The sequence below is a fragment of the Sorangium sp. So ce362 genome (genome assembly GCF_051519845.1).
GTDB lineage: Bacteria > Myxococcota_A > Polyangia > Polyangiales > Polyangiaceae > Sorangium.
This window is the reverse complement of sequence record NZ_CP150332.1, coordinates 8,666,112-8,678,532: the sequence shown is the minus strand read 5'-3', so window position 1 is coordinate 8,678,532 and position 12,421 is coordinate 8,666,112. Positions and strand designations below refer to the sequence as shown.

The window sequence follows — 12,421 nt, the reverse complement described above, 5'->3', positions numbered from 1 at the left end:
GGCTCGGCACGAAGTTTCGCGTTCTTACCCGGGGAGACCTCCCGGCCTCCGCCACGGGCGACCGCGGGCGGTAACCATGGAGAACGAAAGGACAAAGTGGTGAAGGGACGGGAGGAGCCAGATGGTCGCGTACTACCAGAAGGCCGCCGAAAGGCGGTCCCAACCGCGGCGACGCGGGGAGGGAAGGCGACCACGGCCAGTGAACAGGCAGGACAGCTCGAACTGTTCCGAGCGACAGCCGACAGCCCGCGAGGGGCCGACGGTGGGGTGGACACGGGCCGGCCCGTGCCTGCGCCGCGCGCGGTGCCGAAGGCTCGGAACACGAAGGGAATCGCCCTGCCGGCGATGACGATGGAGGAGGTGGCGTCCGAGGACAACCTGATGCGTGCGTTCGAGAAGGTGGCGCAGAACGACGGCGCCCCTGGACCGGATCGGCAGAGCGTGGACGAGGTGCGCGCGCACCTCGGCAGCGTGCTGCCGGTGCTGCGTCGCGAGCTGCTGGAAGGGAACTATCGTCCCGGCCTGATCCGCCGGGTGTGGATCCCGAAAGCAGGGGGCGGCCAGCGCGGCCTTGGCATTCCCAATGTGGTCGATCGAACCGTACAGCAGGCGGTGCACCAGGTGCTCAGCCCGCACTACGAGCCGACCTTCCACGGGAGCAGCCACGGCTTCCGGCCGGGGAGGAGCTGTCACACGGCGATCGCGGAGGCCGTGGGGCATCTGGAGGAGGGTCACGAGTGGATGGTCGATCTCGATCTGAAGAGCTTCTTTGATCGAGTCCACCACGACCGCTTGCTGGCCAGGATCGAGCTGCGGGTCAAGGACCGACGGCTCATCGACCTGATCCGAAGGATGCTCAAGGCCAAGGTGATCCTGCCGAACGGGGTGGTGGTGAGCACGGAGGAGGGGGCGCCGCAAGGCGGTCCACTTTCGCCACTGCTCAGCAACATCGTGCTCGACGAGCTCGATTGGGAGCTCGAACGGCGCGGCCACCGCTTCGTCCGCTACGCCGACGACGTGAACATCTACGTCCGAAGCGAGCGGAGCGGCGAGCGTGTGATGGCGAGCGTGGTCCGGTTCATCGAGAGCCGGTTGCGGCTCAAGGTGAACGCGGCCAAGAGCGCGGTCGCGCGACCGGAGGAGCGACACTTCGTCGGCTTCAACGTGGATTTCGCGCCTAAAAATCCGATCCTGGGCGTGAGAGATCCGGCGCAGTAAAAGGAACGCCTTGAAAGAAAGGCTCGGCGTGGCGACCCGTCCGGGTTGCTATGACCAAACGAAGGCACACGCCGAGCACCTCCAAGGTGCGCCGGCACGAGCTCGGGCTCAAGCGGAAAGGCGACGGGCGGCACCAGGAGCGAATCCGGCGGCCAAACCCTGCCATGATTCACATCGCGCCCACGGAGAAGAACCTGACGGGCATCGCAGGGCTTGCCCCATTCGGCGCCTTCATCCGGGAGCTTGGCGTCGACGCGGCCTTGAGCCGCAGGTTCTTCCGGCTGAAGTCGGGTCGCTCGGTTATCTACCCGATGGCCGCGCAAATGCGCCTGCTGGATGCGCCTGCTGATGGACGGCGCGCTCGCCGGCGAGGAGCGCGTCTTCGGCATCGAGGCGCTCGCCGTCGATCCGCTCTTCGTACGCCTCGCCGACGGGGTCGTCCCGAGCATCGACACCGTCTACCGGGACCTGTGCCGCTTCGACGACGATGCGCTCGAGGCGCTGCACAGCATGGTCGTCGATCACGGGCTTGCCCTGGTTGCTCGCCGAAAGCACCGATTCGTGCATATCGACGTCGACACCACCGTGGAGCCGCTCTTCGGAATGCAGGAGGGGGGCGGCCGGGCCCGAACCCGCGCTACCACGGCCGGCCGAGCTATCATCCGATCCTGGCGCGGATCGCCGAGGCCGACGCCATCGTCGGGGCCAAGCTGCGACCGGGCGACACGAGCTTCGGCGAAGCCGATGTGCCCTTCGTCGAGGAGTGCATTGATCGCGCGCGCGCCGCAGCTCCGAGCGCGGCCATCTACGTACGGATCGATGGCGCGGGGGATTGCAGCGCCTTGATGCACGCCGTTGCTTCGAAGGGATGCTTTTTCCTGACCAAGGCGCGGATGAGCCCCGATCTGGTGGGCAGGGTCGCGTACGCTACCGGATGGCGGACCATCGACCGAGATGCCGATGGTCGTCCTCGACGGCAGGTGACCGAGGTGCTCTTCCGGCGCCGCGATTGGCCCGATGGAGTCCGCGTCATCGCCGTACGCACACGCGACCGGGAGAATGGAAAGCGGATCTACCTTTGGGAGGGGCTCGACTACACGGTGCAGGTCTTTTTGACCAACGAGCCGGTCGAAGCGCCGGAAGACGTCGCGGCGCGGTATGACCTGCGCGCGGGCATCGAGCCGCTCATTGGCGAGCTCAAGCACGGGTGGGGATGCGGTCGCGTGCCGAGCCACTGCTTCAACGCCAATCATGCCGCGCTGCTGCTGAAGCTGCTGACGGCCAACCTGATGCGCCGCTATGTGCTGGAGCACGTTCCGCACTTGGCGAGCTGGCGAACGCCGTGGCTGCGCCGCGCGCTGATCCTCGTTCCGGGAAGATTGGCCCGGTCGGCTCGGGGCACGACCCTGCACGTGCCGGAGTGCTCGCAGCTCGCCCGCTGGCTCAATTGAGCATGGAACCAGACGAAATGATCGTAGGGGGTAAGGGGGGCGTGCGCCTTCGTGACGCTCTTGGCGTCAGCCAATTGTAGTTTAAACCGCACGCTCTTGGCCGAGCGCCGCTCGCACGACGCCTTCGGCTCGCTCGTGCCCCCTGGACGCGAAATCCACGCTTAGGCAGAGCCACTACCGATGCTCCGCGGAATCGCCGGACTGGATGGCTTGAGAGCGGACGTTAGGTTTCGCGCATGAAGAGCCTGTCCGCTGTCATTCTCGTTCTGTTTTGCTCACTGTTCGGAGTCTCGTGCATTCTGGATGCCGAGCCGACGAACGCAGGCGATCCGACTGGCGAAGCTCAGCAGCAGTTCCCCATCGTCTCCTTCTCACGGAAGGAATTCCCCTTCGTCACCATTGTCAAAGATGACGGCAAGGACGATGCCGGTGGATGGCAGGAGGCCAAGGCCAACCTGGAATTTTCGAAATTGCATAACCTGCGCCCGGTGCGCACCTGGAGGTGTTCTTTCAGGATAGGGATGCCGCTGCGGACTCAGCGTATGGGGCGAATCCGGCCAACCCGTGCGGCCATGCTCAGCGTAGAGATCGCAGAGGGCGTCGCACGCCGCATGGACTATAACCTCCCGCCGGGGATCTTCTGCGAAAGGTTGATCCTCGCGGCGCGGGCGGCGTTCAAGTCCAAGTACAAGTGGCTCGGCGCCAAGGTGATGAAATGACGATGATAACTCGCTCCGAGCTGCTCGATGTCGTCTACCGCTTCTACCCGCGGGGCGTACATTGCTTCGAGCGCATCCACGTACCTCCCAACGAGCCCGTCTACGACGACACGGAGGAGCACCGCCGCCTGGTGGAAGCCGCAAACCGCGGCCGAGCGGAGTACCCGACGTGGAAAGCGATGATCCGCCGACTGGGGGACCGATACGGCCTTCAAAACGAGTCGCTCAGCCTGGTGGCGAGGGGGAGCGACCCGGCGTACTCGGCCCGCATCTGGCTCACCGACGAAACGGCGCTCAGCTTCCACGTGTCCCTGCTCGGGCCATACTACGGGATTCACCTCCCCGGCATCCCCGAGGAGGAGCCGGTGGCGCGCGAGATCACCGGGGAGATCGAGGCCACGTACCCCGGCTACCAGACGATCCCACCAGAGCTTGGCAATGAGGTGGTGCCAGACGTGTCGATGGATTGGGCGTTCATGGGGGAGGCGACGATCTATGTCTGCCTGTTCTCGGACGTGTGGACTTGGGTCGATCCGATGTAGTCCCTCCCTGGGAAGAAACTCGTAAGGATGAGCGGGCGAGCTGTGCTTCCTGCGGCTCGGCGACGAGGACGTGCCCGTCGTGGAGGACGACGAGCGGCTGTTCAGCGCGGGCGCTGTTCGTCGACCAGATGGTTGGCGGGCGGCCACATGGGCAAGAGCGCCGAGCCGAAGCGGAGCGGCACCGAGCTCACCGACGAGGCAGCCGCGGTAGACGGCCCACGGCCGCCGTAGAAGGGCGCCCTCGAGCTCGCCCACGTCCACCTCGACGTGGGCCGCACGCACTCGCCCTGCTGGACATCGACTCCGGTTACTCCGAGCTCGGCGAAGCGGGCCGCGGCGCCCCGCGCCGCAGCACAGGGGCGACACGGAGCTCGACTAGCCTGGATTTTCACAGCAGAAGATCGGTTAACACAATGGCCACTGACAGCGGTCAGGGGAACGCGACCTCGAGCGAAGCTCCTCCCCACCAGGGGACAGCGACGGGCGTCGCGAGCAAGCCGGACTCGAGCAGCATGGGGTTGTGAGCCCGACGAGGGAGGCGCACGTGAACGCGCTGCGGGCTGACCTCGACCCTTGCCGTCGTGTCGAGGAAGCGGCGGAAGATTTGCCGCGCCTTGGCGTGCTCGAAGCCGTGCAGGTGCTTGCCGAGCAGCCGGTAGAGACCGGTGGCGATGACGGTCAAGGTCACGTCGAAGTCGACCTTCATGGCCACCGCGGACGACAGCGCAGCGACGTGGAAGAAGTGGACCTGGTCCTCGAGGTTGTTCTCGATCAGCATGCGCCGAGCGTAGCGCTCAAGGATCGTGCGCGGCGTCGAGCGGGTGTCGTTGGTCAGCAGGATCGTGGGCTCGTCGTGACCGAGATCGCGCGCGCAGATCTGTCGGATCGGCGCGGGATAGTCCTTGCCCAGCCGGATCGTTTCGTCGAGGACCTTCGGGTTTCGAAACTTGCGATGCGGTACATCGAGCTCCACTCGGCGCCAGGCTGCGGCCGGTGCGTTTAGCACGTGTCGCTTCAGGACATCCGTGCGGCGGCGCAGCGTGACGAAGGTGATCCCCTGGGCATCCAGGCGGCTCAGATTCTTGTAGGTGGTGAGCTTCGAATCGAACACGAGGTGCGGCGGCACCTTGCCGCACGTCTTCTGCCGGAAGTCGACGAAGCGCAGGACCTCATCGCTCTCCTCTCCCTTGCGCAGGTCGGCGTTGGCGTAGCAGAGCACATCGGTGTCGGCGTCCTGGGCGATGAAGGTGAGCACGGCCTTGTCGCGGCGGCTGCGCTTGGAAAGGTAGTGGCGCTCGACGAACTCGTCCTGCCCGAAGAAGGGAACGGCGTGAAAGTCGAGATTGAACGACGCGCCCGCGAGCGCGAGATGAGCGCGCAGGTGGTCGAGCCAGCCGCGCAGCAGTCGTACAGAGCTGGAGCGTCCCAGACGATCGGAGTACTGCGCGAGGAAGGTCGTCTTCGGGATGACGTTGAGCCCCGCGAAGAGCGACAGGCCTTGGTCGAAGACCAGGTCCATCACGTGGCTCTTGCGCTCGATGGACGTCAGCTTCAACGCGAGGGCCGCGAGCAGCGCGTGGGCTGCCGGGATCGCCTTCGAGCCAGGCAGGGCTGCGTCGTCGGCGAGCCGATCGAGGCCCAGCTTGACGAGCAGCGGCAGGAGCACGAACAACCCGCCGACATGGGTCTCGAACGTCGCAGGGACGAGCTGAAAGTTGCGGACATCCGCGCGGCTGGCGCGCTCGGGACGCGTCCTGGCGGGGCGCTCGTCGTCCTTGCGACGCGGCAGCCTGGAGAAGCCTTCCTCACGCAACACCTCGGTGATGGCCGTGGGGCTGAGCTCGATGTGCTGGCTTCGGAGCTCCTCGGCGATGTCGTAGATCGACAGGTTGCGCTTGCGCATCGCGATGATCAGGCGCCGGGCGCGGGACTTCTTCGGCTGCTCGTGCGGGCCGCGCATCGGCTGGGTGAAGAAGGCACGGTCAGGATCGTGCCGAAACTGATGGCAGAGCACGCGGAACGAGCCGGGCGTGTAGCCGAAGGTCTGCGCGACCTCGGTGCTCGATCGACGCTCCACAAAGTAGGCGCGCAGCGCCTCGTACTGGCGGTGCCGCGCCTGGGTGGGTGCCAGAAAGAAGCGAGCGGGGTCAGTTAGTGGAGTGGGTGCGCTCATCGCGAAAAACGTGACCCACACATAAGGGATCTCGTCAAGGCAAGGAGAGCGGTGTCGAGAGGCAATGAAGCCGATTTTTGCTGGATTTCAAGGATGATCTGCGCTGCCGGCGCATCATCTACGTCCACCGAGGGGGAGAAGCTGACGGATGAGAAATTCGCCCATAGCGCACCCTTTTCCCTCACGGCCCCCTTGATGCCACCGCTTGCCTGGCTCACGCCGTTCCGTGTGAAACCGCGTCCTCGGGTTACCTAGCCGGAGGGACGGTCTCATGCTGCGCCGTTAGGCGAACTATCTCGGTGAAAATCCAGGCTAGTCGGACAGAACGGCGACGAGGAGGAGATCGACTGCGGGAGAGCGACTGCCCGTCCTGCTGGTAGGCATCGCGTGCGGGCTTGCAGGAGATCGGCTTATTGTCTGGCGCCGGAGCGTCCGCTCAACGCGGACCGAGGTTGCCGAGTCGCCGCTGAATCGGTGGAGCGCCGCGGGGTGACACGCCCCGAACGCCAGCTACGGCGCGCCGCGTCGCAGTGGACGGTTCCGGCTACTCGTCCTCATCGAGCTCGGACTCGTCGTCGCTGACCTCCTCCTCGTCGAGCTCCTCCTCGCCCGTCTCCTCGTCTCCGGTCTCCTCGCCGTCGTCCTCTTCCTCTTCCTCGACCACCTCCTTCTTGCCGGTCGATGCGCGTTTGGCCGAGGTGAGGCCGAGCTTGAGCTGGGCCTTGGTACCGAACACCTGCCGGAAGGTGGTTGCCCAGTCGTTGAACCAGTCGCGGAGATCGTCGAGGGCTTCTCGCTGTGCTTGCTGGGCCTTCGCGAGCTCGGCGGCGGACACCTTGCGCTGGGGCAGCGGGCCTCCGCCGACCTCGAGCTTGCCGAGCAGATCGCGGACGTCCTTGAGCTTCTCCTCCGTCAGGCCACGCCTTACGAGGGTCTGCCGGACCTTCTTCGCGTCCTCGTCGCTGCTCTGGGAGAGGCCGTCGAGGCGGGAGAGGAACGTCCGGACCGACACGATGACAGCCGGCCCGAGGGGCTGTTGCTCGAGGTTCTTGAAGAATGCGGCCTCGAAGGCGTCGCGGCGGGCGCGCGGGACGACGCGGCGAATGACGACGTGGGTGCGGGGGAACCACATATTTTCGAAGGCGTCGACGTCCTGGAGCAGGCGGAGCCGCTCCGCGCCTTGCAGCACGCCGCCGTTCGCGACCTCGACGAAGAGGTGCTCCAGCGGCTTCTCCTCGCCCGAAGCGACCCTGAGGAGCCGCCAGCCTTCGCGATGCTCGTCGGCGGTATAGCCCTCGCGACGGGCACGCTCGCTGAAGGGCGTGGTCTGGATGTTGACCAGCAGCTTGAGGGAGCGCTCCAGAAGATCCTGCTCCGCGGCCGTCAGGACGAGCGGCGGCGGCATCTCCTCGGCCGTGCCGGCCGGCGCGGATTTCACGGGTGACTTCTTCGGGGATTTGGACTTGGCCATGGGATGTTCCTCCGGTGCTGGCGACGGTAACGGAGCTCCTCGCTGGGACGCAACAGCCTCTGACCAGCCGAATCGTGCTCCCTCCCAAGCGCGTCCCACCGGAGCGAGGTGAGGCCCCTCACGTCGGTCTTGACGAGACGCGTTCTCATCCTGTAGGACGAGGAGGGCTCGACTTGAATCTCCGCGACGTGGCGCCGGTGAGGTGGCGTGGAGGGATCGGTCGGCGCGCGGGCAGGAGGTTGTGCGATGGCGAGGGATGGGGGTATCTCGCTGGAGGAGTTCGCGCGCGTGCGAGCCCTGCTCGACGCGGGTCAAGCGAAGCACGAGGTGCTAGCAGCCCTCGGGCTCGACGCGCGCCGCTGGGACGAGATCGAGGAGGAATGGCTCGCTTCTCTGGCGGATAACGTGGAGCGCGGCGAGTCCTCGGGCTTGCGCGTGTTCGAAGGGGCTTATCGTGTCGCATGGGGGCAACTGGGATCGCGCGATCCGGGCCCCGCGACAGCGCCGGACGGCGCGCTGGGAGAGGAGCCCGAGAGCGAATCCGAGGCGACATCGACTGCGCTGCTGAACGCTTCGGCGTTCGCTCCGAAGGAGGCGCTCCCCTTCAAGGCGGCTGGAGAGGCGCAGCGGCCCGGTGCGTTCGAGGAGCCGGGCGCTGGTCCTCAGGCTCCGGAGGCCGGCGACGTGGCAGATCCTGGCGCCACGCAGCTGCTCGCTGCCAGCGCCCGGCCGCTCCCGGAAGAGGAGACGCTGCCGCTCTCGGCGGCGACGGCGCTGCCGGCCGCCGCCGTGCCGTTCCGACGCGCTCCGTAGCTCCCGGACGGTCGTGTCGCGGTGTTACCGGGCGGCATCGAGCTTGAGAGAGCAGCCGGAGAGGTTCAAGAATGATCGCAGCGAAGTGGGGTGATCCCGTCCTCGGCATCGACCTTCACATGGTGATGGTGCCGACTCCCGCCGGCCCTGTGCCGACGCCGCTGCCGCACCCGTTCATCGGCGTGGTGTTCGATCCGATGGGCGCGGCGATGAGCGCCGTGATCGGGGCTGTCTTCGGCGGAGGGGGCGCGGTGCGCGTCAACGGCATGCGCGTCGGGAACACGGGCACCGAGGTGAAGGGGGTGCCCCATTTCCCCACGCCGCCGGGCGTGTCCTTCGCGCCGAACGATATTCCTGGCAACGACGGCACGTTGATCACGGGCTCGAAGACGGTGGACTTCGAGGGGTCGAGCCAGAGCCGGACGGCATCCGTCGTGATGAGCTGCAACTTCCCGATCAACCTGCCGACGAGCGTCTGCCTCGCCGTGCCGATGGGCGCGCCGGTGCTGATCGGCGGACCCGAGGCGGTGGACTTCGCGGCGGCGGCGACACAGGCGATCCGCACGAAGTGGGTGTCGAACAAGCTGCACGCGCTCACGGGAGCGACGAAGGGCTCGTGGCGCAGCAAGGTGATCTGCTTTTTGACAGGGCACCCGGTGGATGTGATGACCGGCGAGCTGATCGCGGAGGCGGTCGACTTCGAGCTGCCGGGGATGATCCCGATCGTGTGGGAGCGCAACTACCGCAGCCGCCAGATGGAGGAGGGGGCGCTCGGCCCCGGGTGGAGCCATCCGTTCGAGGAGAGCGTGGAGGAGACGGCGAGCGGCGTCGTGCTGCGGCTCGCGGACGGACGGCCGAAGGAGCACCCGCCGCTGCGCGCTGGGGCCTCGGACTGGGACGGCGAGGACCGGTACACGCTGACGCGCACGGACGGCGGATACGAGAAGCGCAGCGCGGACGGGGTGTGCGCGGTGTTCACGAAGGCCTCGGGGGCGCGGCGGTTCGTGCTGTCGCGGCTCGTCGATCGGTCGGGGAATGCGGTCGTGCTGAAGTACGAGCGCGGGTTCCTGCGCGAGATCCTCGACACGGCGGGCCGCGCGCTCGAGGTGCGCTGGACGCGGGAAGGGCGCATGGAGGGGGTGTACTTCGAGGGCGAGCCGCTCGTCCGCTACAGCTTCGATGCCGAAGGTCGGTTGTCGGCCGCGACGGACCCGCTGGGGCATGCGCTGCGGTACGAGTACCGCGGCGGGGTGATGGTGAAGGAGACCCACAAGGGCGGGCTCTCGTTTCACTTCGCGTGGAGCTGGTACCACCCGGAGGGCTGGTGCGTGCGCACCTGGGGGGACGGGGGCATCTACGATCGCCGCATCACGTACGACGAGCACCGGCACTTCACGTCGGTCGAGGACGGGCGCGGTGGGATCACCCAGTACTGGGGCAATGCGCTCGGGCTCGTCGACAGGATGGTGGATCCGATGGGCGCCGTGACGGAGTACACGTGGGATGCGTACTGCCGGAAGACGTCGGAGACCGACGGGCTCGGGAGCAAGAACGCGTGGGTGTATGACGCGCGGGGGAGCTGCGTGCTGCACCGCGATCCGCTCGGGACCGAGACGCGGATGGAGTACGATCGCGAGGACCAGCTCGTGCGGCTCGTCGACGCGGCGGGCGGCGAATGGGCTGCTGGGTACGACGCGCGCGGCAGGCCGGTGTGGGCGCGCAACCCGGCGGGGGCCATGACGTGGTACGCGCACGACGAGCAGGGGCGGCTGGTGGGCCTGGACGACTCGGCGGGGCGGCGGGCGCGGATGCGCTGGACTCCGCGGCACGACCTCGCCGAGATGACCGACGGGGAAGGGCGGACGACGCGGTTCGAGCACGACACGCGGGGGCGGCTCGTGAAGGTCGTCGATGCGGGGGGGCGGGTGTCGCGCGCCGCACGGGACAAGCTGGGGCGCATCACGTACCTGGAGCGCGCAGACGGAGAGCGGCTGTCGATGGCGCGGGACGCCGAGGGGAACGTCGTCGAGCAGGTGGACGCGCAGGGGCGGCGGGTGGCGATGCGGTACGCCGGCATGAACCGGCTCGTGGAGCACACCGATCCGATGAAGCACACGGTGCGGCTGCACTACGACAAGGAGGAGGACCTCGTCGCGGTGGAGAACCAGCACGGCGAGCAGTACCGGTTCGAGCTGGATCGGGCGGGGCGCGTGGAGGCGGAGATCGGCTTTGACGGGCGCAGGCACCGGTACCTGTACGACAAGGCCGGGCGGACGCTGCGTGTGCTGGGGCCGGACTACGGCGTGACGCAGATCGAGCGCGACGCGCTCGGGAGGATCACGCGGAGGACGCTGCGCGCGCCGCTGGGCGGGGGCGCGCCGCTGGAGGAGACGTTCGCGTACAGCGCGCTGGGCGAGCTCGTGGGCGCCCGGTCGGGTGACGTGAAGGTGGGCCTGGAGCGCGATGCGCTGGGGCAGGTGGTCCGCGAGCGGCACGAGGTGGGCGAGACACGGTACGAGGTGGAGAGCCGGTACGACGACGCGGGCTTGCGGGTCGAGCGGCAGACGGATCTGGGGCACCGCGCCGAGTACGTGTGGAACAAGGCGGGGGAGCTGGCCGGCGTGCGGGCAGGGCCGAGCGCGCGGCTGCTCTCGCCGGCGATCGTGAGCTTGCGGTTACCGCTGCTCGAGATGCCGGACTGGGAGATGAAGATCGAGCGCGACCCGCTCGGGCTGGAGCTCGCGCGGCGGCTGCCGGGAGGGGTGGTCGCGACGTGGAAGCGCGACGCGTTGGGGAGGCCGGCGCTGCGGCAGGTGCTCGCCGGGGCGAAGGCGGCGAGCCCGGGGACCGACGTGATGCGCGTCGGGTACCAGTGGGAGGGGCCGGAGCAGATCGCGGCGCTCATCGACACGCGGAAGGGCGCGACGCGGTTCACGCACGATCCGCGGGGGCACCTGATCGCGGCGCTGTTCCCGGACGGGACGACGCAGCACCGGCAGAGCGACGCGGTGAGCAACCTGTTCCGGAGCCCGGATCGGGATGACCGGAGTTACGGGCGCGGGGGCGTGCTGCTGCGGGCGGGCGGGACCGAGTACCGGTATGACGGGGCGGGGAACCTGATCGAGAAGCGGCTCGCCGATGGGAGCCGGTGGACCTACCGCTGGGATCCGACGGGTAGGTTGCGGGAGGTCGAGCGGCCGGACGGCAAGACGGTGGCGTTCGCTTACGATGCGCTGGGGAGGCGCGTGCGGAAGGAGTTCGACGGGGCCGTCACCGAGTACGTCTGGGATGGGGACGACCTCGTGCACGAGCGCGTCCGGAGGACGGATGGGACGCTGGAGCCTCTGGTGACGTGGATCTTCGAGCCGGGGGCGTTCGCGCCGGTGGCCAAGTTCGAGGGGAGGCAGCGGTACAGCGTGGTCACTGACCACCTCGGCACCCCTGCGATGCTCATGACCGAGGCGGGGCAGGTGGCGTGGAAGGCGCAGCTCGATTTGTACGGGGTGCCGCGCGAAGAGCTCGCTGGGAAAAAGACGGAGTGTCCGTGGAGGTATCCGGGGCAGTACGAGGATCCGGAGACGGGGCTGTATTACAACAGGTTCAGGTACTACGACCCGGAGGGTGGGAGATATATAAGTCAAGACCCTATCGGTCTTCGTAATGGTGTTTCACAGTACGGATATGTTGCAGACCCGAACTGTTGGATCGATCCTCTCGGTCTCGTATTTCGTGGCCCCGCGAGGCGCGGCACGGATTGGGGGCATATTTTTGAGGGGCACTGGATTGGAAGCCCAGAAAAAATTCGTGGAAACAATGGTATATTTGGCTCCTTAGGTAAAAATGAGATTATGCAGGTTGTGAACGAGGCATGGGAGCTCAGGAAAAAGCTACAGACGCAGGGAGATCGAATCAAATACGAGGCATACGTGTCGAGTAGGCTATGGTCCGGCCGGATCGAAATGTGGTTCAACAAGGAGACGGGTATGCTTGAGACTGCGTATCCAACGAAGTCACGCATCGGATGCAAGTGACGC

Annotated in this window: 7 protein-coding genes and 1 pseudogene; 6 read left to right on the top strand and 2 right to left on the bottom strand. The window is 67.1% G+C overall.

Translation table 11 applies throughout. The annotated features are described in order from the left end of the window. The first annotated feature begins 267 nt into the window (after positions 1-267). The 4 genes and pseudogenes from ltrA to WMF17_RS33375 all read left to right on the top strand — a co-directional run bounded on the left by ltrA (position 268) and on the right by WMF17_RS33375 (position 3,930). Entirely contained in the window at positions 268-1,218 is a 951-nt protein-coding gene (gene ltrA, locus WMF17_RS33390) for a group II intron reverse transcriptase/maturase (protein WP_437645061.1), read from the top strand. A gap of 50 nt (positions 1,219-1,268) precedes the next feature. Continuing rightward, a pseudogene (locus WMF17_RS33385) lies at positions 1,269-2,669 on the top strand (IS1380 family transposase). 236 nt (positions 2,670-2,905) lie between these two features. Beyond that, positions 2,906-3,388, top strand: a complete 483-nt coding sequence (locus tag WMF17_RS33380) for a hypothetical protein (protein WP_437645059.1) — start codon at positions 2,906-2,908, stop codon at positions 3,386-3,388. 2 nt (positions 3,389-3,390) lie between these two features. Next, entirely contained in the window at positions 3,391-3,930 is a 540-nt protein-coding gene (locus WMF17_RS33375) for a hypothetical protein (RefSeq protein WP_437645057.1), read from the top strand. 430 nt (positions 3,931-4,360) lie between these two features. On the opposite strand, the gene WMF17_RS33370 is transcribed toward WMF17_RS33375, so the two are convergent. Further along, positions 4,361-6,103 (bottom strand): transposase, encoded by a 1,743-nt coding sequence (locus WMF17_RS33370; protein WP_437645055.1) that lies wholly within the window; start codon positions 6,101-6,103, stop codon positions 4,361-4,363. A gap of 544 nt (positions 6,104-6,647) precedes the next feature. Further along, positions 6,648-7,574, bottom strand: coding sequence for a hypothetical protein (locus tag WMF17_RS33365; RefSeq protein WP_437645054.1), 927 nt, complete (start codon positions 7,572-7,574; stop codon positions 6,648-6,650). Positions 7,575-7,820: 246 nt separating this feature from the next. Between WMF17_RS33365 and WMF17_RS33360 the strand changes: the two genes are divergently transcribed. Both WMF17_RS33360 and WMF17_RS33355 read left to right on the top strand, forming a co-directional pair. Beyond that, positions 7,821-8,387 (top strand): hypothetical protein, encoded by a 567-nt coding sequence (locus WMF17_RS33360; RefSeq protein WP_437645052.1) that lies wholly within the window; start codon positions 7,821-7,823, stop codon positions 8,385-8,387. Between the two features lie 71 nt (positions 8,388-8,458). Then, positions 8,459-12,418, top strand: coding sequence for a DUF6531 domain-containing protein (locus WMF17_RS33355; protein ID WP_437645050.1), 3,960 nt, complete (start codon positions 8,459-8,461; stop codon positions 12,416-12,418). Positions 12,419-12,421 lie beyond the last annotated feature (3 nt).

Coding starts and splice junctions, on each gene's coding strand:
- WMF17_RS33380 (WP_437645059.1), top strand. CDS start 2,906: ATGAAGAGCCTGTCCGCTGTCATTCTCGTTCTGTTTTGCTCACTGTTC.
- WMF17_RS33375 (WP_437645057.1), top strand. CDS start 3,391: ATGATAACTCGCTCCGAGCTGCTCGATGTCGTCTACCGCTTCTACCCG.
- WMF17_RS33370 (WP_437645055.1), bottom strand. CDS start 6,103: ATGAGCGCACCCACTCCACTAACTGACCCCGCTCGCTTCTTTCTGGCA.
- WMF17_RS33365 (WP_437645054.1), bottom strand. CDS start 7,574: ATGGCCAAGTCCAAATCCCCGAAGAAGTCACCCGTGAAATCCGCGCCG.
- WMF17_RS33360 (WP_437645052.1), top strand. CDS start 7,821: ATGGCGAGGGATGGGGGTATCTCGCTGGAGGAGTTCGCGCGCGTGCGA.
- WMF17_RS33355 (WP_437645050.1), top strand. CDS start 8,459: ATGATCGCAGCGAAGTGGGGTGATCCCGTCCTCGGCATCGACCTTCAC.